12 protein-coding genes are annotated in these 23,673 nt (G+C 47.2%); 6 read left to right on the forward strand and 6 right to left on the reverse strand.

Features of this window, described 5'->3' with window-relative positions; translation table 11 throughout:
* Positions 1–224: 224 nt before the first annotated feature.
* Positions 225–5,372, reverse strand: a complete 5,148-nt coding sequence (locus tag QUB14_RS11665) for a CHAT domain-containing protein (protein WP_333217117.1) — start codon at positions 5,370–5,372, stop codon at positions 225–227.
* A gap of 205 nt (positions 5,373–5,577) precedes the next feature.
* Here QUB14_RS11665 and coaE point away from each other — a divergent pair, with 205 nt between their 5' ends.
* Both coaE and patX read left to right on the forward strand, forming a co-directional pair.
* A complete protein-coding gene (gene coaE, locus QUB14_RS11670) occupies positions 5,578–6,315 on the forward strand; it encodes a dephospho-CoA kinase (RefSeq protein ID WP_333217119.1) in 738 nt (245 codons plus the stop codon).
* An 826-nt stretch (positions 6,316–7,141) separates the two neighbouring features.
* Positions 7,142–7,345 (forward strand): heterocyst-inhibiting protein PatX, encoded by a 204-nt coding sequence (gene patX, locus QUB14_RS11675; protein WP_333217121.1) that lies wholly within the window; start codon positions 7,142–7,144, stop codon positions 7,343–7,345.
* Positions 7,346–7,653: 308 nt separating this feature from the next.
* Here patX and QUB14_RS11680 read toward each other — a convergent pair whose 3' ends face one another.
* Positions 7,654–9,060 (reverse strand): TldD/PmbA family protein, encoded by a 1,407-nt coding sequence (locus QUB14_RS11680; RefSeq protein WP_333217123.1) that lies wholly within the window; start codon positions 9,058–9,060, stop codon positions 7,654–7,656.
* Positions 9,061–9,328: 268 nt separating this feature from the next.
* Here QUB14_RS11680 and QUB14_RS11685 point away from each other — a divergent pair, with 268 nt between their 5' ends.
* The gene (locus QUB14_RS11685; RefSeq protein WP_333217125.1) at positions 9,329–10,945 is read left to right on the forward strand and encodes a HAMP domain-containing sensor histidine kinase; all 1,617 of its coding nucleotides are present in this window, start codon (positions 9,329–9,331) and stop codon (positions 10,943–10,945) included.
* Between the two features lie 168 nt (positions 10,946–11,113).
* On the opposite strand, the gene QUB14_RS11690 is transcribed toward QUB14_RS11685, so the two are convergent.
* The 3 genes from QUB14_RS11690 to QUB14_RS11700 form a co-directional block, all read right to left on the reverse strand.
* On the reverse strand, positions 11,114–16,498 hold the full coding sequence (locus QUB14_RS11690; protein WP_333217127.1) for an AAA family ATPase: 5,385 nt from the start codon (positions 16,496–16,498) through the stop codon (positions 11,114–11,116).
* Positions 16,499–16,663: 165 nt separating this feature from the next.
* A complete protein-coding gene (locus QUB14_RS11695) occupies positions 16,664–18,166 on the reverse strand; it encodes a UDP-N-acetylmuramoyl-L-alanyl-D-glutamate--2,6-diaminopimelate ligase (RefSeq protein WP_333217129.1) in 1,503 nt (500 codons plus the stop codon).
* 200 nt (positions 18,167–18,366) lie between these two features.
* Positions 18,367–18,672: a glutaredoxin family protein gene (locus tag QUB14_RS11700; protein ID WP_333217142.1), complete on the reverse strand. Its 306-nt coding sequence runs from the start codon at positions 18,670–18,672 to the stop codon at positions 18,367–18,369.
* A 351-nt stretch (positions 18,673–19,023) separates the two neighbouring features.
* Between QUB14_RS11700 and QUB14_RS11705 the strand changes: the two genes are divergently transcribed.
* The 3 genes from QUB14_RS11705 (at position 19,024) to QUB14_RS11715 (ending at position 22,318) form a co-directional block, all read left to right on the forward strand.
* Positions 19,024–20,301 (forward strand): ATP-dependent DNA ligase, encoded by a 1,278-nt coding sequence (locus tag QUB14_RS11705; protein ID WP_333217130.1) that lies wholly within the window; start codon positions 19,024–19,026, stop codon positions 20,299–20,301.
* Between the two features lie 90 nt (positions 20,302–20,391).
* Entirely contained in the window at positions 20,392–20,967 is a 576-nt protein-coding gene (locus QUB14_RS11710; RefSeq protein ID WP_333217132.1) for a Uma2 family endonuclease, read from the forward strand.
* Between the two features lie 109 nt (positions 20,968–21,076).
* Positions 21,077–22,318: an exonuclease SbcCD subunit D gene (locus QUB14_RS11715; RefSeq protein WP_333217134.1), complete on the forward strand. Its 1,242-nt coding sequence runs from the start codon at positions 21,077–21,079 to the stop codon at positions 22,316–22,318.
* Positions 22,319–22,402: 84 nt separating this feature from the next.
* Here QUB14_RS11715 and fmt read toward each other — a convergent pair whose 3' ends face one another.
* Complete coding sequence (gene fmt / locus QUB14_RS11720) at positions 22,403–23,401, reverse strand: methionyl-tRNA formyltransferase (protein WP_333217136.1); 999 nt, start codon at positions 23,399–23,401, stop codon at positions 22,403–22,405.
* Positions 23,402–23,673 lie beyond the last annotated feature (272 nt).

Here is a 23,673-nt window from a genome sequence, read left to right on the forward strand (position 1 = left end):
AACCCAGACCACGCAATATGTGATCGATTATTCAGCAAGCCCTATTTATGGCGCTAGCAGTCTAATTTATTTTAAGTTTTCTTGTTCCATTTTATCCCGTTTTCGATGTTGATGTCGCGGTCTCTAGTGTGAGTTACCGCACTTTTTTAGGTATTCCCATCCTCCGAGTTTTGCGACTTGTTCTGTCCCGGTTTTTGGGGCGATCGCACCCTGTTCCTTCAGAATTACCAAGGCGAACCGATCATGGTAAAAGCAGCCCAATAATAAGGATGCGAGAAATTTCGATCGCCCCTGGTGGTCAACTCCGACGGCAAAGGCAGAGCTTCATAGTTGCCCGATCGCACCAAATAACCATCTTGCAACCGCACTTCTCCCCGCAGCATCGCCAACTGCGCTTGCCGCAAAGCCTCAGCCTTAATCGGCGCTGTACGCAACTCCTGGTAAAACTCAGTCATCAGTCCCAAAGTAGCGACATCGCTGACATACCACAAACTTGCCAAAGCGGATTTTACCCCCGCGTGTACCGCCAACCCTGCAAACCCCAACTCAGCTTGTTCGTCTCCCACCGCCGTAGTACACGCACTCAAAACCAACAACTCCACCTGCGGGTTAGATAGCTTCAACTGCTCCAACTGATTCAACTGCAACTTAGTATCCCAAAACTGAATGTAAGAATTTTCCGCCCCCCCAGGCTGAAAATCCCCGTGAGTAGCTAAATGAATAATTTTGTATTGCGGTTGATTGCGCTTGTTCTTCAAATTTGCCAAAGTAAAAGCTTCATTGAGAAAATACGAACCCGGCCAAATTTTGCCGACAATTGTCGATATTTCCAACGGCACTGCAGGCAAAGGATTTTGATCGTATTTGGCAGGAAAATTCGACGCACCCATCGCTAACACTTCAGAACCCTTAACATCGGCATAGCGAGTATCAGTTAAACTCAAACTCGGAATCAGCCCCAAACTGTACTTTTCTACCAAAAACTGCTTGCCGTCGTAAAGAGCAGCCAAAGGCAAAGTTCGCAAACCGGCATCCATCGAAAACACCAAAGTGTCAATCTTGTTAGCCTCCAATTCCGGTTGCAGCGGTGCAATTAGCCACTGGTAAAGTTGCTCGGCAGGTTCCTTGTAATTAGCAGCATTCAATCTCCTAGGAGTTCTGATAGCATTAGTGAATTTTTTAGCAACTTGCAGCACTGTCTCGCGGCTTGCAGGCACGCTTTTAAAAACATTTTTGCCGTCTGGCAATAACAACACAAGTTCTAAATGTTTTTCTTTCGCCCATACGTAAAGGATCGCGGGTTTAACCCCAGTCAACCGATTGACGCTGCTGAGAGTATCTCGAATACTTTGCTGCGTGACTGACTTTTCAGTGAGATTACCCCCAAAGTAACGTTCAAATTCCCGGCCCTGAGTTCTATCCCTTTGCTGCACTGCGTCGATCGGACTTATTTGCGCTATCGAACTCGATCGAGAAATCTCAGGAACCCTGACATTCCCGATACTTTCTGCACTCACCGCACTCGCAGGCTTCTGTGGAGTTGTTGCCACGCTGCCGTTTTCTGTCGTCGCAGGCGCGCCCAAATTGTCTGTTAACACCGAGGGCGACAGCACTACCGAGGAGCCGGCCGCAGTCTCGTTGGGCCGCGCATCAACAGACGCAGCAGCAGGTTCTGGCGAGACATTTGTGGTACTGCCCTTTGGCACCGACGCTGCGGGAGGGAGACTCACCTGAGTCACAATTTGTTGAGAATTGTCTGTAGTTTTCAGTTCCACGCTGCTAGTTGGTGCCGGACTCGACACGATCGCCAGCGGCCCGATCGCAGTTGAGGAGGTGGCAGTGTTCGACTTCGAGTTTCCCGTCCCAACAGTCGCCGCCGTGCAGGTTCCCGACGGGCAAGTGCTTTGCAGCAGCGTCTGTGAACCCGATTGAGCCAGCCCCTCTGTAGAAATGCTGACCTGGGCGCGCTCAGCAGCCGTTCCTGTTCCCGCAGCCCGAAATGCTCCCCCAGCTTCGATTGCCACATCGCCGCCGGTATTGCCACGAGCTTTGATCGAAACAACTTCAATATCTTTGTTCCCGGTAATTTGGCTCGAACCGGCACTTCCCGATTGCGAACTCGAGTTGATCACCCCTGTAACGATCCGGCCCGGCGCCGCAATCGAAATATCTCCCCCGCTTCTGGCACCAAAAGCATCGATGTTGCCGGTTTCTACCGCACCGGCGCTGCGGATATTGATAGGGCCCGCCACCCCGGAAGTTGAGCGAGATGAAACCGTACCAGCAGTCAACTTGCCTTGACTGGTAGTGATGTTAATTCCCGCAGTCGAGGTAACGTCTCCGACGGCTACAGTACCGCCCATCAGAGAGATCGTGGCGTTATCAGTGCCGACGATCGCACTCGTTCCCACGATCGCGCCGCTGCCCGATGGCGATCGAATCGTCGTCGGATCTTGAAATGTCACCGCTACTGGCGTTGAATTTGGAGTTGAATTTGGCGTTCCAGAAGGAATCGAGATCACCCCGCTACCGTCAGCGCGCCCGATCGCGATCGAAGCAAACCCATTCCGAAAAGTGTTCAATTCAGCAGCAGTCAAGTTCAGAGCTTCTGTATCGTCCGAACCTTGAATTATAATGTTTTGGCTTGGATCGGCCGGTTGCAACACCAGATTGCCGTTGCTGGCGATCGAATTTTTGTCACCCCTCAAATCAATTTCGTTGCCTGTCAGGGTAATATCTCCCCCTGTTTGCGAGTCGCCAGCTTCGATCGCCCCTGCAGTGATTCCATTGCGCCCCGTCAGCGTCACATTCCCCGCGCGATCGCCCCTTGTGTCGATCGCCCCGGCAGTCACCGTGCCCTGTGCGGTAACACTAACATCTCCCGCCGGATTGCCTGTATCTTCGGAAGAATTGACAGAAGTGTTGATGGTGCGGGAAGTTCCAGTAAGTAGCCGACCGGTTGTGACATTGCCTGCGGTGCTGACGATGCGAATTTCCTGATTGTTGGTAGTGATATTTCCGGTTCTGATATTGCCGTCAGCTTTGAGAGTAATTGAGGCATTGTCGGCCGCTGTCAAGGAATTTGTGGTAGTGATTGTTCCCAAACCCGCTGGCGATTGAATAATTAGCGGATCGTAAAATGTGAAATCGTTGGCAATCAGAATTGAACCGATACCGTTGCTGCGGCCGATCGTAATTCCAGCAAACCCATTTTCCAAACTTCCGAGGTCGCTTGCCGTCAGATTCAAATAAATATTAGTACCGACATCTCCAGAACCGCCGATCGCAATATTTTGACCGGGACTCCAAGGTTGCAGTACCAAAAAGCCAGTACCGCTGACCGAATTTTTTTCGCCTTTGAAATTAATTTCATTACCAGTCAAAGTAATGTTTCCCGAGCCCCCTGCGACGAAGCTCACTCCCAGAACATTCCGAGCCGTCACAGTTACATTTCCCGCCGCTTCCCGGCCGCTGGCATCAAGTTTTTGGGCTGTTACGTTCAGGCCTTCGAGTAAAATATTCCCGCTGGTTCCGGTGCTAGGATTGGATGAAGAAATATCGTTTGCAACGCTCGCACCCTGACTGATCAAACTAATATTTCCGCCGTTACTCGACAAATTGCCCGCAGTAATTTGATTTCCCGAAATCGCGATCGCACCGCCAGCCGTGCTAATTGTATCGGCCGCATTCATCGAAAAAGCACCCGCACCATTGCCATCGGCATCTGCTCTCAATGTTACCGAACCAGTAGTTGCTTGAAAGCTCAACTGATTATCCGCCAAATCAGCAATTGTAATATCATTGAGCGCTTCGAGAACCACATTTGACGTAGCCGACATACTTTCCAAAGCTCTAGCCGAAATAGTCAGCGAAGGCTCAGAATTGTTTTCCTGTCCTGGTAGCGTTCCTGTTGCCAAAATATTATTGTTGGCAATTATTGACGCATCGCCCGCACCTTCTGGGGAATCTGTAATTAAAATATTTTTTGGATCTAACAGCAAAGTCCCCAAACCGTTTGTCCCAGAGGTATCAACAGTACCGTTAAAAATCAATCTTTGCTTGCCAGAAACTTCCACAAACCCCCCAACACCTGCGGTTCCCGTTGCAGAAACGCCATTCGCGCTGATGCTGCCCAAAAATGCTGTTGTGTTGTCAGCCCAGACCAAAACTCTGCCGCCGTTGCCTGATTCAGTTGCGTTGGCTGCGATCGAGCTTTTGCCATCCACGTAAGTCATCCTGGCCTTCGGCACAGTTCCCTCGCCTCGGTAATCTCCCCCGATCCGCACCGTTCCGCCGCCGTCTGGCCCCGAAGCTTCAATCTTCGCTCCCAACAGTCCTACCTTGTCGCCCAACACGTTGACGCTTCCTCCCGCGCCCCCCGTAGCAGACACGTCCGCAGATCCCGCTACTAGCGCAGTTCCAGCACCTGCAGGCACTGTTTGGCCGCCTGTGAGCACGACTTCACCTTGAGCGTTCGTAGTTATACCCGTAGCGTTAGCCACGCCGGGACCCGACAGCAGCCCTGGTAAACTCTGGGGAGAGAAGGGAACTGCTTCCGAACCCGACATTCCGGCTGCTGGAGAAACTTCTAAACTCAGCAAAAGTCCGTTTTGACTGAACCGCACCAGATTTTCGCCCGGGACAGCCGCCACAGTAATTTGACCGCCCGGGGCTGAAAGTTGCCCTGTACTGATGACCGTGCCGCCCAGCAAAGTCAAATTTTGCCCGGTTCCCACAGCCAAGTTACCGGCATTGACAATACTCGCGGGCTGTGAGCCAAAAACAAAAGCATTCGGCGATCCGACTAGGGCTGGGTAGTCGTTCGCGCCTGTACCGTTGAACCAACGGTCGTCAAAACCGATACCGCTAGCCGTGGTAGCCAAAAAAGACCCGGACACGTCGAGTCGGGCATTCGTTCCAAAAATAATCCCTGCGGGGTTCATCAGCAACAAGTTAGAATTGCCGCCAGTAACTTGAATGAGACCGTTAATTAAGGAAGCGTCCCCGCCGACAACGCGGCCGAGGATATTTTTAACGGTTGGGTTGGAGATGAAATTGGCAGTTTCGCCAGAATTCAGACCGAACCGAGTAAAACTGTGGAACAGATTTGCTCCGTCTCTGGAGGGAGTGCCGCCCTTAATGTCGTAGCGAGGGGGCGACCCTGTACCTGGGGCGGTGACAGCGGTTCCGGTGCCGTCTGGGGCTGAAATAATAGATTGTGCCGCAGCAATTTGAGATTGGGGATAAATTGCCACGAATACCCCAACCTGGTTTTCTTTTAAGAAAACCAGGTTGGGGAAAAAATCTAATATCAAAAATCCAGCAAGGGGAATTGCTGCCAGAATCGACCGCAAAGCACGTTGAGCATTCATAAGTTTGCCTCGGTCTAGACCTTCATTCGAGTTTAAAATTGAGATTTTAGGTAAAAAAGAGTCGATCGCACCCCAATGCTGACACTTCCTAACGCGAACTCTCGATCGCAAATCTTAAATTTTAAGTCTAAATTTGATTGTGTCACCAACATAGCAAAGACTGACAGTAAGTGTCGAAACACAGGAAGTTTAAACAGAGAAAATTATGAGCGATCGAATTGTCCGTCTGATCGGTTTAACTGGGGGCATCGCCACCGGTAAAACCGCTATATCTAATTATCTGGCAGATGCCTGTGGATTCCCGATTTTAGATGCCGATATTTACGCCCGCGAAGCTGTGAACCCCGGTTCGCCAATACTTGACTCTATTGTAGAACGATACGGCGCCGGTATTTTGCTCCCCGACGGCACTTTAAATCGCCCAGAGTTGGGAAGTATTATTTTTTGTAACCCAGGGGAGCGGCAGTGGTTGGAACAACAGATTCACCCTTACGTGCGTCGCCGATTTGTTGAGGAAACTCAAAGCTGCATTGCTGCATTGACTCCGGTATCTCAGGACACACAGAATTTAGGTACAAAAACTCAAGAAACCAAGTTTTTTCACCGCGATCAAAAGCTAGAACGAAGTATTGTTGAAAAAAACTCCGCTTTCTGCGCCCCCACTGACACGTTAACTTTGGTTTTAGTAGTGCCACTGTTGTTTGAAGCTAATATGACTGACTTGTGTACCGAAATTTGGGTGGTGTACTGTTCACCCGAAGTGCAGTTAGAACGACTAATGCAGCGAGACGGCTTGAGTTACGATCGAGCTCATGCCCGCATTAACACTCAGTTGCCGCTAGCTCAAAAGTGTCAACAAGCTGATGTTATTTTGGACAACTCGTCAACCCTTGAGTCGCTATTCCTGCAGGTAGATGTGCAAGTCAGTCGCTGTGAGATTTGATATTTGAGATTGACTCCGCGATATCAGTTTTAAAACCAGTTTTTTTACTCCCTGCGCGCCTGTTCGATTTGAGAGTTGAGATTTGAGATTGACTCCACGATTTTGTGAACGGGTTTTTTTTCCCCAACCGCTTTCGACTCCTCCTTCGGAGTGGCGCGTAACCGCTCTTGTCACAAAGCCAGAGAAGAAAAGAGCGGAAAAGATCAGAAAAAATCAGAAAAAATCAAAGGTTCACAATTTATTTAAAAATACAATAGCAACCATTTATGAAGTTAATGTGAAAAATTAGGCAGTGCCAGCTTTAAGGAATCTCATTCACCAAGATATTTATATGTAAGGTGCTGATGGCGCGCCTAGGTACTCTCTTGTTGTGTCTTTAATCCCCGGGTTGCCGCTTCAACTCAATAAATTATGAAGTTAATCATAAAAGTAGTAAAACTTTACAATTGGCGGTTTTTGTTTCCTTGTTGGAAGCCCGTTTCAAGAGGATTCCAGGGGTCATAGCATTTTAGATTTTAGATTTTAGATTTTAGATTTGGGAATGATTTATAACTACCAGGGTTGGGAAAACGGGCAGAGAAGAGTAGCATTATTTTTTTGAACATGGTCTTGAAGTCTGCTGGTGGCCAGCAAGTAGCAGAGAACTAGAAATTACCAGCGAACAAGCGAGCTAGATGATGGATTTCACCAGCTTTTAACCAAAACTCAAAAAAATTGTAGGTGCGGTCACTTACTAATTGAGGATTTCGTCACAATTATTTTTTTTATCCTGATAGCAGAGTGCAGACTGCGTATCAAGAAGGGGAAAATACAAACACCAAAATTTATGATGCGCGTTTACTCTTCCATCCTGATGTCAAGCCTGTTACTGACTGCTGGCGCAGTTAATGCTCAAAGCTTAGAAACTCGATCGACCTTTTTTGCTCAAGACAACTCTGCTCCCGAAATTTTAACCGGCGTAGCCGACACTCAGACCTTGTACGATAAAGGGGAAGATAATACGGCACCCGACCGAGGCGACGGGAGATAAACCAGAAAAAAGCGATAATTGCAGAGAATTAGGGGGATAATGGGAGAATATAAAATTGAGAGAAGAAGAGAAAAATTGAAAATTTCGAGCTATTAATTGCGGACTTACGTACTGCGTAGCAAAAAACCGATTTTTTAGCGGTATTTGACGACTCAAGGCATAATTGTTCGCTATTCCGGTTTTTTTTGCCCAATATCGTCAGAATATCAGACACCACAAACGGGCGCGAAATGTTGCAATCAAAAAATAAAGGTAAAGCGCGAGTAGGAATCTGGCGCTTTACCTTTATTTTTTAAACTTTTGCAGCTTTAATCTTCTTCCGCAGCTTCACCGCCAACAACGACATCGCGAATCCGCAAACTCGGGCCGCCGCAGCCGACGGGCAAACCGCTTTGTCCTGCTTTGCCGCAGCCGCCGGATTCATCCCAGTAGAAATCGTCGCCGATCGCCTCAATATCGGCTAAAGTGCTGAAAACATTACCCGAAAGGGTAACATCCCGCACCGGATTGTCTAGTTTTCCGTCGCGGATCATCCAAGCTTCGCCGGCACTGAAAGTAAACATCTCGCCGTTAGTCATGCCGCCTTGCCAATTGCGCGCATAAACTCCTTCTTTGATACCAGAAAATAAGTCAGCAACAGGCGTGTCACCCCGTTCGATCCAAGTATTCGTCATGCGGACGATCGGCGGATAATGATAATTCAAACAGCGAGCATTGCCAGTAGGCGTTTCTCCCAATTTGCCCGCCGTTTCCCGCGAGTGCAGTCGCCCGACTAAAGCGCCGTCTTTAATTAACTGAGTAGTAGTCGCGGGAGTGCCTTCGTCGTCGTAGAAATAGCTGCCCCGGTGTCCCTCTGGCGCTGCACCGTCGAAAATTTGCAAGTTTTTGGGGCCGAACTGGCGGCCGAGGGTCATAATTTCCAAAATGTCGGGATTTTCGTAGGCCATGTCGGCTTCGGAAAGGTGTCCGAAGGCTTCGTGGACGAATAATCCGGTCAAAATTGGGTCAATGACGACGGTGTAGGTGTTGCCTTGGACGGGGGGTAAGGCTAGGGAATCTACGGCTCTCTGGGCGGCGCTGCGAACTTGAACGTCGAGATCGGTTAAATCTTCGTAAGCTTTGCGGGAACCAGTAGTTTCGCGGCCGGTTTGTACGGTTTCCCCGCTGCGGGCTGTGGCGGCAAAGCGCATTTCCATGTCTGCCCAACCTTGTTCGAGCATGGTGCCTTCGGAGGTGGCGAGGATGATGCGCTGGGTGCTGTCGCCGTAGCGCACGGAGATTGTGGCGATGCGGGGGTCAATGCTGCGGAGAATGGCCGCGTAGCGATCGCACAATTGCTTTTTGTCAATTAGGGGAACCAGACGCGGGTCTGTTCCTGTCAGCGGCAGCAAGCAAATGTCTTGTATTGGGGTAACTGGCGCCAGAATCGTTTCTTCTTCCCCGATCAGTTTGGCTGCGGCGATGGCTTCTTCGATTCTTTCGGCGAGGGTGGAAAGTCGGTTAAAACTGGCAAAGCCCCAGCCGCCTTTGTGACAAGCTCTGACTTGGCCGCCAATTGAGACTCCTTCGCTGAGGGTTTCAATTTTTTCGCCCCGCAGCAGGATGTCGGTGCCTTCGGCTTCTTCCAGTCGAATTGCCAGATAATCGACTTGGTGACGGTAGCGTGCCATTAAGTCTGACAGCAGATTTTTAGAGTCGGCGATCGAGGTGGGCATAAGGAAAGCACGGTGTTTAACTTACTTCATTTTGCACTTTTGTCAGGGCGATCGTGCAAAATATCGCCCCAAGCGCGGAGATTGCGGCTTATTGGTACGGTTCTGCCAATATCGTTAGTTGACAAATGTGGATATCCTGTGAGTTAGGAGGAAGGTGCAAGAAGTTATGCGGGATTTTTCGATCGTGCTAGTGCTTGACTCCTAACTCCTGAACTTTCCTATACATAAATACTTCACCCTTCATGCCTCCGAAGGTGGGTTTATAACTGTGAATACTTACTTTTTACCGACAATAAGCGAAATTTTAGCCTCCGAAGGCCAAGAAAATGACCTGAGTCTCTTTGATGCTAAGTTGGCGGGAGAAAACAACCGCCATCGGTGTCCTGCAAGCCGTGGGGCTTCTCGGCTGAAAGCTGAACAGGAATGGTACGGGGCGATCGCAGCTTTGAATCAAATGCTCGATCGGCCAAAATCAGGACAAAAAACAGATGCCGATCGACAATTTGCTCGATCGACAATCCCCAATTCCTGTCAGGGATTGGTTTTGTCGGGCCCGTCTTCCGTTTTGACTGACCCCGCTTTGGCTTCGGGCTTTGCCAATTGGATTTTTACCAGTATGCCCGACAACGATGCAGCTTTGTGGTCTTTTCGGGCGAGACAAACTTTAGCTTTACTGCCGGCGGCTGAGGTGCAAATATCTGTGCCTGCGGCGGCCCCGGCTTTGGCTTTGGCAAGTGGCGATCCCTTAGCCAACGAGCAGTTTTGTTTGGTTTTAACTGCTAGTTTTAGCTTGGTAATGGTTTTGGGTGAAAATTCTGCGGGAATTCCGGCTTTTCTATTTTCTTTCGACCCGCAAGTAGTCGCCAAAGCTTGGGAGGTTTTGCGGCGCAGGGTGACTGAAAGCGACAGTTTGCTTGCCAATTCTGACGGCAGCTTCAATTTACCAGTTAGCCAATTAACTAATAATTCTACTAAATTAGACGCGCTGTTCCAGCAGTTTTTGCCTGTTGCTCCAAATTATCAAACAGTGATGCAGTTCAGCCGCTTGCTATTGCATAATTTGCCAGTTGGGAAAGAGGAAGCAGGCAGGGTAAAGGATGAAAGAATTGATGATGGTTTTAACTCTAGGCATAAAAAGTTATCGGCTACAGATATCAACTGCAAATCGGCAATTCCTCTCGCTACTAAAGAGGTGGAATTGCTACAGGCGATCGCCCACGAAGTCCGCACTCCTTTGGCTACCATTCGCACGCTGACTCGGCTGCTGCTGAAGCGCCCCAAACTCGATCCGGTGGTGGTCAAGCGTTTGGAAATGATTGATGCTGAGTGTACCGCTCAGATCGATCGCTTCGGTTTAATTTTCCGCGCCGTGGAATTGGAAATGTCGCAAGCTAAAAATTCGGGCGTGCAGCTAACAGCAATGTCCCTAGGTGAAGTGCTGCAAAATAGCATTCCCCGCTGGCAAAAACAGGCGACTGTGCGAAACCACACTTTGGAAGTTATTGTGCCGAAAAAATTGCCGGCGGTAGTCAGCGATCCGACGATGTTGGATCAGGTTTTAACTAACTTGATTGAGAATTTTACTCGAACTTTGCCCTCGGGGAGTCGCATTCAGGTGGAGGTGACATTGGCGGGCGATCAATTAAAGTTGCAGTTGGAATCGGAACACCTACCTGAAGATAATGGCGCATCGACTTTTGCAGCTAAGGCAAATGGTCCTTTGCGATCGATCGGGCCTTTGTTGATGGTGCAGCCGGAGACGGGAAGTTTGAGTTTAAATTTGAGCGTGACTAAAAATTTATTTCGGGCTGCTGGCGGGAAGTTGGTAATTCGCCAGCGGCCCCAAAAGGGTGAGGTGATGACGGTATTTTTGCCGCTGCAATAGTCAGTTGTCAGTTGTTCGTTGTCAGTTGTCGGTTGTCCTATCAATTCCGGTTGCATCGGAATGATTTAACCGCAGAGGACGCAGAGAACGCAGAGGAAGAGAAGAGAGAGAGATTAATAATATAGGTCAACAACTAACAACGGACAACGGACAACTGACAACTAACCTTCAACCAATTAAAATCTCAATGACAAACTCCGTTCCTTTTCCCAGTGAAGAAATACAACTCAGTTTACCGCCGTGTTTTTCTTCTACAATTTGACGCGCGATCGCCAGTCCTAACCCAGTTCCTTTGCCCACGTCTTTTGTGGTAAATAGATGGTCAAAAATCCGATTTTTGACCTCTTCAGACATTCCCTTTCCGTTATCGGCGATGGAAATTTTTACATTTTCCATTTCTAGTTTTGTCCGAATAGTAATTTGATTGGGGTTGGCTTGAATCTCGGCAAAAGTACGTCCTTGATTGGATTCTTCTAAGGCATCTATCGCATTGGCCAACAAATTCATAAATACCTGGTTTAATTGTCCCAAATAACATTTTACTTTGGGAACATTGCCGTACTCTTTAATTATTTTAATTTCAGGATGCTTGTCGTTCGCTTTCAGGCGATGGCGTAAAATCATCAAAGTGCTATTGAGTCCTTCGTGGATATTAGCCTCAACTTTATGTGCCGTATCGGCGCGAGAGAAAGTGCGGAGGGAAGTGCTGATGTTTCTGATGCGCTCGCATCCTATTTTCATGGAACTCAACATTTTGGGTAAATCTTCTACGAGATAATCTAAATCTATTTGCTCTGCTTTCTCAATCAATTCTGCTGTCGGTTGAGGAAAATTTTCTTGATAGAGGCGCAAATAATCAATTAAGTCTTGGACTCCAGCATGAGCTTCATTAATGTTCCCGGAAATAAAACCAACGGGGTTGTTGATTTCATGGGCAACCCCTGCCACGAGATTACCTAATGCTGACATCTTTTCACTTTGGATCATTTGCATCTGAGTTTGCTGAAGTTCATTCAAAGTCTGCTGCACTTGGTGATAGAGGCGGGCATTCTCCAGAGCGATCGCCGCTTGACTAGAGAGAAAATTCAGCAGTAGGACGCGATCGCGACTAAACACTCCACTGGTTATCCGATTTTCTAGATACAAAATGCCGACCAAATTCCCCTGATTTAGAATTGGCAAACCCAGCAAACTCTCTGGTTGGTGGTACTCTAAATAATCGTCAATCACAGGCAGAGCAGTTTTGAGCTGATCGATGACAACTGTTGCTATGGTGTTTTTTACATAGTGGATTAATTTAACCGGAACGGTAGGATTGTTCTCTAGGGGTTCCGTTTGCAGGCTAATGTATTCCCCGGTAGCCATCGCCCGCACTTGCCATTGTTGATCTTGGCAGAGCATCAGTACACAGCGATCGGCTCCCGAGTTTTGTAACATGGTTTGGGTCACAATTTGCAGCAACTCATCCAGGTCGATCGTGCTGGAGATGACTTGGGAGATTTGCAGCAGGGTAGAAAAATCTAGAGCCTGGTTGATGGAGGTACTGGAGGTAGTGTGGTGGGTGCTCGAATGAAAGGAGTAGGTTGAATTGGTGAGGGTGGATAGGGTTTCTAAAATAGAGAGGGGTTGGGCTGCCTGTTGTAAGATGGGGCGCAGCAGATCGGGATAACGTTTTTCTAGGTCATCGGTTTTGGCTTTTGCTCCCCAGCGGGCGTAACAATAGTAGGCTTCCTGCATATAGCCTGCGGCGACTTTTTCTTTGCCCCAATTGAGGTAGAATTTAGCGGCGAGTTCGTTGGCTAAGGCTTCTTCGTTGAGAAATTGGTTTTCTTTAGCGAGGAAGATCGCGCCATCGTAGAGGTCGATCGCCTCTGCTTTGTTTCCTAAAATTCGCTGCTGTTCGGCTCGAATTAAATCGCATTTGTGGCCAAAGTTCATGGGTGCATGAGTTGCCCAGTTAGTAAGTTGCTCAAGATCCTTCGTAACCGCTTCACTGATTGGCAAGGTGTTTGTGTTGGCGAGTAACGTGAGTGCATGATAGAAATAAAAGACTCCATAGAAAACAGTTCCGATAATGCCACCAATAGTTTTCTCGGCAATTTGAGCTATCTCCAGAGCTTCCTGGGGTTGCCCAAAATGGTAAGCAAGAATCAATTTATGAGCATAGACGCTCCCGATCGAGTAAGTATCTCCTGCTGACTGATGCTGAGGTAATCGCGTCGTTTCATCGTAAGCTTCTCCAATCAGTTTCTGGGGAGCGTCGGCTTCACCTGTCCAATTTAAGACTGCCTGTTGCACAATTTGCTGAAAGTTTAGAGCTGTTGTTTGTTTGAGCTGGGCGATCGCCTCTGCATAGGTTTGCATCTCTTCTCCCAGTTGTAGAAGTTCATTTCCCGCAGCATAAGCGAGTTGACAGCGGTTATAGGCACAGTAAGCCGCGAACTCCAAATCTCCCGTTTCCAAACCCCCTTGATAGCCTTCCAGCAGAGGCATCAGTACATTGTGCATCGGCTCCTGCCAAATGCGAACAAATGGATAAACTAAATTGAAAATTTTCGCTTTAAAACTTGATGCTTTAAACATTTCCATCAAGGCGATCGCGATATCAGCAGCACGATTTCCGGCTACAATTTCCCCACCAAATGCACAGAGAATTAGTCCATAGGTTGAATAAGCATAGGGTGTTTGGATCGCATTTCCAAACTGAAGTGACAATTCAATTTGTTTGAGCACAATCAAGGGATAGAGGGCTGGCGAACCGATATAGGCTGCTGAAGCCATACTGCTGAGAATATTCATTGCAGCCAGCTTCTGCGGATCGCTCATCTTTGGTGAATTCATTACATCCACACTCATCAGTCGATCGCCAATAGCATTGAGAGCAGGGGCTACCATTTCTTGGGTGGGATGTTCTGGCAACTCCACATCAAACTCTTGAAGGATTGCCCGTGCCACCTGAATAGCTTCTGATAATTGATTGCGGGCAATCAAGGATTGAATCTTTATTTCTAAGGCTTTAACTTGTTCTAGGGGGTTTGACGTATGTTGGAGAACTGCCTCGACGCAAGCATCTACCCGCTCAAATGCGCCAATCAAACAGGCTGAATTAGCAGCTTCAATGTGCAGTTCTGAAGTAAGAATAGGCTGTCTGATCCATTGATCGGAACTGTCAGTGGCTAAAAGTCGCAGCCCTATCTCACAGTATTGAGCCGATGCTGGGTAAGCAGCCGAAAGCCGTGCTTTACGTGCAGCCATCAAATTGAGATTGGCTAGATGGTCTCGCTGCTGCTGAATTGCGATGCGATCGATGCCCAGATTAAATTGACTGACAATCGCAAAAATTTTCTCGTCTAGTTGCTCTGCTGAGGTTCGAGCCAATAGCAATTGCCCAATGTGCAAATGGACGGATTGTTTTTGGTCTTCAGGAATCAAGGAATAGGCGGCTTGCTGGACGCGATCGTGGAGAAACTTGTAATTCACCACCTGGGAATTTTGTGCCTGTTCCTGTTTTTCCTGCCCGATATAAAACTTGTATACTTCACTTTCAGGAAGGATTAACTCCTCTTGCAATGCCTTCCACAAATCCGCCGCCGTTTCTGTTGCTAATTGCTCAGAAACAACAGCCAAAGTACCCAAATCAAATTGATTGCCAATACAAGCCGCCAACTTTAAGACCTTCTGAGTCCCTGGCGGCAATTTTTGCAACTGCAACGCCATAAAGTCAACGATATCATCCGTCACTGCTAATGCTTTTACTTTGGCAATGTCGCATTGCCAATTGCCCTCATCAAAGTCAAACTGAATCAGCCCCTCATCGTGCAGCATTTTCAGGAATTGCGCGCTAAAAAATGGATTGCCTTTGGTTTTTTTATAAATTAGTTGAGTTAATGGTTGTGCGATTTCGGGCGAACAGCTAAGCGTATCGCCAACGAGTTGATTTAAACTGGTTTCACTCAGAGGGGCTAATGTAATCGTTTTGATGGCAGCTTGTGCTTTCCCAATCTCCTCTAGCGCCAACATCAAAGGATGAGCGGCAGAAACTTCATTGTCGCGATAAGCTCCTATTAATAATAGATATCTGCAGTCTGACTCGCTCATCAACAACTGCATCAATTTCAAAGATGCCGCATCAGCCCACTGCAAATCATCGAGGAAAATTACTAAGGGATGTTCTTTTGTGGTGAATACTTGCAGGAATTTTTGAAAGAGTAGATTAAAGCGGTTCTGTGCCGCCGTCCCAGACAGTTCTGTTGCGGTTTGCTGTTGGGAGATAATTTGCTCTAGTTCAGGAATTACTTCAATAATTACTTGCGCGCTGTCACCCAGCGCAGCTAAAATTTGGGTTTTCCAAGCTGCTAATTGAGCCTCGCTTTCACTCAGCAATTGACCCATTAATTCTCGAAATGCTTGGACAAAAGCTGAGAATGGAATATTGCGATTAAATTGGTCACACTTGCCTTTGATGAAGTAGCCGCGCTGGCGGACAATTGGTTTGTGTACTTCGTTCACAATGGCAGTTTTGCCAATGCCAGAAAAACCCGCCACCAGCGTTAACTCGCGCCTTCCCTCGTTCCCAGGAAAAGTCTCGCAACCAGAGATGCGATCGAACGCTGCCAATAATTGGGCAACTTCGCTTTCTCTGCCGTAGAGTTTCTCTGGTATGATGAACCGCTCGCAAACATCCCGTTGCGCGATCGCAAAGCTTTCTATCTTACCACTTTCTTCTAATTGACGCAAACAAAATTCTAAATCAAATTTCAGCCCCAAAGCACTCTGATAACGGTCTTCGGCATTCTTCGCCATCAATTTCATCACGATGTCCCACAGAACTTGGGGAATTCCTTCCCTTGTGTTTTCGTTAAGGGGCGGCGGTTGTTTGGCAATATGAGAGTGTACCAATTCCATCGGATCGTTAGATTGAAACGGCAACTCTCCCGTCAGCAATTCATAAAAACTGACACCCAAAGAATAAAAATCTGTGCGGTAGTCAATGCCGCGATTCATCCTTCCTGTTTGTTCAGGAGACAAATAGCTTAGTGTCCCTTCTAGCACGTTGGGACTCATCACCATTTGAGTTTCTCGCGGTAGCAAAGATGCAATACTAAAGTCAATGAGTTTGACTTGTTTAGTCTCAGGATTAATTAAAATATTGGCTGGTTTAATATCTTTGTGAATGATGCGATGGCGGTAAAGTATATCTAATGTATTGCTTAGGTCGATCGCTATTTGGAAAAACTCAACCAGAGATTGCACCGTTTTTCCTTTCCCAGTCCATTGGTTGAGAGAAATGCCCCCGAAGTCTTCCATAATCAGCGCATAGCCGTTCCGGTATGCTTCCAAGCTGTAGGTTTGAATGATTCCGGGCAAATTTAGGTTTTTGGCGATCGTGTATTGATTGCGAAATTGCAAGAGTTCGCTAAATTTGGGATACTCGTTCCGCAATACTTTGATGATGACAAATTTTTTGTCGCAGAGGCGAGAGCCGCGATAAACTAGGGTGCGAGTGCCTGAGTAAATTCTATCGAGAATTTGATACCCAGTTAGTTCTATCATAGCAAGAATTTTTTATAAAAATATTGGATATTACTATTATAATCTAGTGCAACTCAGATTCTTCTTTCGTATTAATACTTAAAAACATAACAAATTTCTCAGCCTGCGAACACCTAACTGTTAAGGGTTAACCGACTTCGCTTAACCCTTAACAGTTAACCGAATTCAGTTAACCGAATTCATTCTGGCTTTCAATGCATCTCGCGCTTGTTCTCGATCGTCAAAATGGACTTTTTCGGTGCCCAAAATCTGATAATCTTCGTGTCCCTTTCCTGCAATCAGCACGCCATCTCCCGGTTTAGCCTCCATAATAGCAGTGCGAATTGCAGCGGCTCGATCGGACAAAACCATCGGCTTTACTGCGGCGGGAATTCCTGCTAAAATATCCTCCAAAATGCGATCGGGATTTTCCGTGCGCGGATTGTCGGAAGTAACAACAGTTAAATCGGCTAATTCTGCAACGATTTTACCCATGATCGGCCGCTTAGTGCGATCGCGATCGCCACCGCAGCCAAACACGCAAATCATCTGACCCGGAATAAACGGCCGCGACGCTTTCAGCAAGTTCTCCAAACTGTCGGGAGTGTGCGCGTAATCGACAATAACGCTAATATCTTGTTCCGGGCTAATTTGCACCCGTTCCATCCGTCCCGGTACTCCCGAAAACTGAGATAATTTCTCCACAATTGCGGACAAATCTAAACCCAATTCCAAAACAGCACCGACAGCAGCCAACATATTTGATAAATTGAACTGACCGACTAAAGGCAAAGAAAAAGCAGTTTCGCCCTTGGGAGTGTGCAGCATTCCCTTAACTCCGTTGGGCTGATACTGCAAATCAAAAGCATACAAATCTGCCGTTTGGTGAACAGTGCTGTAACTCCAAACTCGGTCAGATTTGAGGGTTTCAACTATCCGCTGCCCGTAGGGGTCGTCAATATTAATTACAGCGCGATTTGCGAGGTAATTAGAACCGAATAAAAGCGATTTAGCCTCAAAATAATCTTCCATATTACGGTGATAATCTAGATGATCTTGAGTCAAGTTTGTAAAGACAGCAACTTCAAAACTACAGCCTAAAACTCGCTGCTGCGCTAAAGCGTGGGAACTGACTTCCATCACCCCGTGTTTGCATCCGGCTGCTACAGCTTCTGCTAATTGGTTTTGCAGGTCAACCGCAAAAGGTGTGGTGTAAAGTGCAGTTTGTTGGAAGCCCGGCCAGCGAGTGTAAAGCGTGCCGAAAATCGCCGTCGGCAACTGCATTTGATTAAGCAGAAATTCGATTAAATGAGTTGTTGTAGTTTTGCCGTTAGTCCCGGTAACGCCGACAAGTTTTAAGTTGCTAGCTGGATTGCCATAAAATGCGGCTGCTATTTGACCGCAAACTTGAGTCATATCGGCTGCTGCGATGACGCAACTACCCCCGTCTTCGGAAGGTGTTTTCTCGCCTGCTTGGGTGGAAATTATGGCGGCAATTGCACCGCTGGCGATCGCACTTTGCCAAAAATCTCCCCCATCTACACGAGTTCCCGGCATTCCCAAAAATAAATCCCCCGCCTGACAAGCGTGGGAATTAGTGGATAAACCCTTGACTTCGGCATCGAGGGCGGGATGTTTGGCGTCAAAGGAAATGCTGGGAACTGCTGCTAATAATTCTCTCAATTTCATCTGAAAAACTCCTCACTTGGATGTCTTGAATATGACTGGCGCAACACATTGTTTGAGTCGCTATCTACAAGCCTTTGCTGTGCGCGGTGCAAACCCTACGGTTTTCTCTGTGCGCGGTGCGAACCCTACAGGCTTAGAGTAAAGTCCGCACCGCGCACCCCGAGGCCAGGATTAAAACCTGAGTTTTTGCGTAAATCGTATTATTGTGACGGATCTATTTGCAAATATTTCTGTAACATTTGCTCCAATTGGACAATTGTGCAGCGGGGAGAAGGACGGGGCAAAAGTTCTTCCGGGGACAATGCAGTATCGCTAGCAGAATTTATTGGCTGAGGCTGCACTTTAAACAAAACTGGAACTTCGTACTGATAAGCTTGAAACCAGTCGTCGCGTTCAGTAATATCTCGGACTTCGAGTTGAAACTTGAGGCTTTCAATCTGTTCGAGTTTTTCTTGCAACCCTTCGCACAAGTGGCATCCGGGTTTGCTGTACAAAATCAATCGCATCATAAGAGTACAATTAAACTCGATCTTAAATTCTCGAACGTGCGATCGCAAGTGGGCGAACCCAACGCGAGTAAGACGCAACTCACGGCTTTATTGGTCGCAATGCGCGATCGAAGTTATCTTAGCATTGGCGGCGAACAGATTACCGCGCTTGACTATCAAAACACTACAACCCCCTCCCTCTCTTTCTTCACTTCCTCTATTCCCCCTGCGCCTCTGCGGTTAAAAAATAAATCTCGTTCACAAATGAAAGAGTTAAATTTATTCCCACCACCTAATTGTCAACTTAAACTTGACTAATAAATCAATACTGAGTATAGTATATAAATAGCCCTACAGAAAGGAGGCAGTATGGACTACAGCGAATACGCAGAAGCAAAGCGAAAAGCCGCCAAAAAAATTAACGCCGACATTCGAGAACGCTGGAACAATCGCATTGTTCAGCGGGAATTGCACTTGATGGGTGAAGCGGGGGCCGTACAATATTTATCTGATTATGGCCGCGGCATCGGTACGGCAAAAGTTATCGGTTTTGCACTGTGCGCGGAATCGGAAGGATACCCGGAAATGGCGATCGGATTTTGGAAAAGAGCCTTTGAATTGGAAACCGGAGAAAAGCCGATCGCCCTGAATCCTCTAAACCAATCTAGCACCAATCTTGCTCCTGCTGCAAAATCAACGACGCCTGCCAAAATAGAGACTGTTTACAATCCGATTGTTCCCGAATTACCACCGCATTTGCAGCCGGGAAGGATTGTCACGATGCAGCCGGTGGACGCGCCGAGTGAACGTTCTTATTACATAGAAAACCCCGATTATTGGGGACAGCCAAAGCGCGACGGCAATCGAGTAGTGGTCATTGCGACGCCAGATAAAGTATACTACCAATCGCGATCGACTAACCTGCGGCAACAGGCCTCGGTTGAGATCGATCGCACATTAATCGACACAGCCGCTAAAATTGGCACCTTTGTTTTAGACGGCGAACTGTATTACAAAAGCTGTACGGGTAGCGAACACCGCACGGGGGCGCAAGCTGCTACTGTTAATATTGAAAGCGGTTTTCCCACAATCCAGCCCAGCGCAATTTATGCTATTTTTAAAAGTTTGTTTTTCAAAGGCAATGATTTAACTACCGTGGCAGAATCCGAACGGATTGCAGCGGGAGTTGAAGTTGGCGAAATGCTGGCAAATTTATCCCCAGCCTTTGAAGTTGTACCGACCTTTCGCACCACCGCCGAAAAACTCGTCCTGGCAAATCAGCAGGAATCTGAAAATAAAGAAGGCGAAGTTTGGGTGTTGCACAAATGCCTGTATGTCGGCGGCAAAGATGTTAAGAAATTCCCGATGGTGAGGACTAAATACTGTCAAGAACACGATTTGTTTATTGTGGGTTTGACGGCGACAAAAGTTGCGGGGCGGCCGTTTAGTGCCGTCAAAGTAGCGCAAGAAATTGATGGCAAATTAGTCCCCGTAGGAACCGTGGGAACCGGGTTTAGCGGGGAGGAAATGCAGGAAATTGCCCGACTCTACGAGGCTAACCCCAAAAGTGTCAAAATTAAAGTGCGATCGCAGGGTTTGACAGAAAGTGGCAAACTGTGGCACGCCCGATTTCTGGAGTTTTGTTAAATTTGTAGGGAAACGGCACTGCCGTTTCCTTCCCCCGAATATTTGAGTTCCCACACATAGTATCAGATAAAATCAGCGGAGTAAAAATTAATGGTTATCAGCAAAAATAATTTCTACATTTCTCCAGAAGAGTACCTAGAAGGCGAGCGAGTAAGCCCGATAAAACACGAATACAGACGCGGACACGTTTATGCAATGACAGGGGCAAAAAAGCCTCACATTATTATTGCTAGCAACTTAGTAAGGCGACTGGGAAATCACTTAGATAACACCGACTGCTTAGTTTTATCATCAGATATAAAAGTCCGACTGGAAGAGGCAAATTGCTATTACTATCCTGACGTAGCGGTGACTTGCGACGAAAGAGATACCTCAACTCCTGAAGATTTCATTTTATATCCATCTTTAGTAGTTGAGGTCTTGTCGCCCTCAACGGCAGCTTTTGACAGAGGTGATAAATTTGCAGATTACCAAACTTCTCGGAGTTTGCAGGAATACGTGCTCATAACTCAATCAGAAATCAAAATAGAGTGTTTTCGACTCAATGCTGAGGGAAATTGGGTTTCTCAGACTTACCGACAAGGAGATGAGTTAGAGTTAATGAGTATAGATTTTCGCTGCCCGATCGCACAAGTTTATCAAAAAGTACCCGGCATCATATTGTGATGTATGAAAAAAAACTTTCTTTGGTTCGCAGTCAGGAATGCAAATCCTTCTTCTGAGGACTGAAGTCCTCACTAGGAACCGAAACGATAACTAACAAATAGAAAAAACAATGATTAAAATCTTACACCTTTCAGACATTCACATGGGCAGCGGCTTTTCTCACGGCCGGATTAATCCAGAAACCGGTTTAAATACGCGGCTGGAAGACTTCGCGGCGACGCTGAGCAAATGTATGGATAGAGCAATTTCTGAACCCGTAGATTTAGTTATATTCGGCGGCGATGCTTTCCCGGATTCGACGCCTCCACCGTTTGTGAAAGAGGCTTTTGCTCGCCAATTCAGCCGCTTGGTTGACGCACAAATTCCGACGGTTTTGCTAGTAGGAAATCACGACCAACATTCTCAGGGACAAGGTGGCGCGAGTTTGGGGATTTACCGGACTTTGGGGATACCTAAGTTTATTGTAGGCGATCGCCTGGACACTCACCTGATTCAAACCCGCAGCGGGCCCGTACAGGTGGTAACATTACCTTGGTTGACTCGATCGACCTTAATGACACGTTCCGAGACTGAAAGCCTGTCTATGGGCGATGTTAACCAATTATTAACCGAAAAGCTGACGATCGCAATGGAAGGCGAAATTCGCCGCCTCAACCCCGAGATACCAACCGTACTTTTAGCGCACTTAATGGCAGATAAAGCCAGTCTGGGCGCCGAACGTTTTTTAGCAGTTGGCAAAGGTTTTAACATTCCCGTTTCCATGCTAACTCGCCCTTGTTTTGATTATGTTGCTCTCGGCCACGTACACAAACATCAAAATCTCAATGCTTCCAATAATCCGCCCGTAATTTATCCGGGAAGTATCGAACGAGTTGATTTTAGCGAAGAGAAAGAAGATAAAGGTTTTGTGTTAGTTAATTTGGAACGGGGAAAAGCTGAGTGGGAATTTTGCACTTTGCCAGTGCGGGTGTTTCAGACTATTAAAGTAAATGTTTCCGAATCTGAAAACCCGCAAGCCGAGTTAGTTAAAGCTATTGGCAAGAAGGAAATCCAAGACGCGGTTGTGAGATTAATTTACCAATTGCGATCGGAACAATTAGATCTCATTGATAACGGAGAATTGCACGCACTTCTCGGCGCAGCGCACAGCTACACCATTCAACCGGAATTAGTCAGTCAGTTAGCAAGGCCGCGGTTGCCCGAATTGAATGCTAATAATAGTATAGAACCGTTAGAAGCTTTGAAAACTTATCTGGCAAGTCGCGAAGATTTGAAAGATGTTGCTGAGAGTATGTTAGAGGCGGCACAAGGTTTGTTGGGCAATACGGAGGAAGTTTTGGTGGAATTTTAAGTCAACAATCGCGCATCTAATTACAGGATAATTTTGCTGCCAAATATTGTAGGGTGGGTATCTTTCCCGCCCTAAATATACTATTTAACTCCCAAAAATCTCGCCCGCCGCCAACCGGGTTCCGTTGGCAAAATCCACCCCAGACTGCACCTTTTTCCCCGCCAACTGCACCTCCCGCAACAATAATAAACCATCGCCGGTTTGGACGATCGCCCCCAAGCCCTTCACAACCTTGACAACTTCCCCATTTGCGCCCGACAACTGGGCTAAAACAGGCCAATCGCGTTCCAAAACTCTCAAATCCGCTGGCATTTGCAGCCAATATTCCGGCCCGACGGGCACAGTAGCTATCACCTTCAGAGAATTGCCGCGAAAAGTAGTCGTGCAATCCGGGAAAAAGCCCCTAACTTGATTGTGAAGGTCGATCGCACTTTTCGACCAATCCAGCACATAATCTCCATTCTTAATCATCGGCGCATAAGTCGCCTCAGCATCATCTTGAACAACAGCTTCAACCTTCCCATCCCTCAATTTCACCAAAGTTTCCACCAACAAATCCGCCCCAACTTCCGCCAACCTATCCCCCAAAGAATCAGCATTATCCAACAGCGAAATACCAGCAAAAGCCTTCAACAGCATCGCCCCAGTATCCATCCCAGCATCCATCAGCATAGTAGTAATTCCTGTTGTCTTTTCCCCGTCAAAAAGACAGCGCTGAATCGGTGCCGCACCGCGATATTTCGGCAAAATAGAACCGTGAACGTTAACGCAAGCCAAACTAGGAATATCCAGAATTTCTTGAGAAAGAATTTGACCGTAAGCTACCACCACAAAAACATCAGCTTCCGATTCCCGCAACTTAGCAAGCGTTTCCGCATCCTTCTTAATTCGGCGCGGCTGCCAAACCGGGAGACTGTGATTTAAAGCCACATCTTTTACAGGTGAAGGCATCAATTGATTCCCTCTTCCCCGGCGTTTGTCCGGCTGAGTCACCACACCCACAACCTCAAATTCTGGGTGACTTAGCAAACTGGATAAAGTAGGAACAGCAAAGTCGGGAGTGCCAAAAAAAACAATTTTCATATACTTTTAGTTAAGTAGAACTGCCCGAAAAAACCATAACATATTATAGAGGCGTATTTAACCAAAATCTATACAAGCCGGCAGTTTATAGTGAGGTGGGAGGGGGTTTTGATCGTTTGTCGATGGGTTGTAAGTATCAGGCGTGAACCCCCCTACATAGAAGGTCAAATTCTTGGTAAAATCTTCAAGAAAACCTGTAGATACTGTCTTGACCTGTCAAGGGGTAGCAGTCAAATAATTGGGGTCGAAAGGCTTTTGGGATTTTAAAATCC

Source organism: Microcoleus sp. B3-D2, assembly GCF_036705345.1.
Taxonomy (GTDB): domain Bacteria; phylum Cyanobacteriota; class Cyanobacteriia; order Cyanobacteriales; family Microcoleaceae; genus Microcoleus.

What these genes read in the sequence shown, in the direction of transcription:
- QUB14_RS11665 (WP_333217117.1), bottom strand. Translation starts at nt 5,372, where the DNA reads ATGAATGCTCAACGTGCTTTGCGGTCGATTCTGGCAGCAATTCCCCTT.
- coaE (WP_333217119.1), top strand. Translation starts at nt 5,578, where the DNA reads ATGAGCGATCGAATTGTCCGTCTGATCGGTTTAACTGGGGGCATCGCC.
- patX (WP_333217121.1), top strand. Translation starts at nt 7,142, where the DNA reads ATGATGCGCGTTTACTCTTCCATCCTGATGTCAAGCCTGTTACTGACT.
- QUB14_RS11680 (WP_333217123.1), bottom strand. Translation starts at nt 9,060, where the DNA reads ATGCCCACCTCGATCGCCGACTCTAAAAATCTGCTGTCAGACTTAATG.
- QUB14_RS11690 (WP_333217127.1), bottom strand. Translation starts at nt 16,498, where the DNA reads ATGATAGAACTAACTGGGTATCAAATTCTCGATAGAATTTACTCAGGC.
- QUB14_RS11695 (WP_333217129.1), bottom strand. Translation starts at nt 18,166, where the DNA reads ATGAAATTGAGAGAATTATTAGCAGCAGTTCCCAGCATTTCCTTTGAC.
- QUB14_RS11700 (WP_333217142.1), bottom strand. Translation starts at nt 18,672, where the DNA reads ATGCGATTGATTTTGTACAGCAAACCCGGATGCCACTTGTGCGAAGGG.
- QUB14_RS11705 (WP_333217130.1), top strand. Translation starts at nt 19,024, where the DNA reads ATGGACTACAGCGAATACGCAGAAGCAAAGCGAAAAGCCGCCAAAAAA.
- QUB14_RS11710 (WP_333217132.1), top strand. Translation starts at nt 20,392, where the DNA reads ATGGTTATCAGCAAAAATAATTTCTACATTTCTCCAGAAGAGTACCTA.
- QUB14_RS11715 (WP_333217134.1), top strand. Translation starts at nt 21,077, where the DNA reads ATGATTAAAATCTTACACCTTTCAGACATTCACATGGGCAGCGGCTTT.
- fmt (WP_333217136.1), bottom strand. Translation starts at nt 23,401, where the DNA reads ATGAAAATTGTTTTTTTTGGCACTCCCGACTTTGCTGTTCCTACTTTA.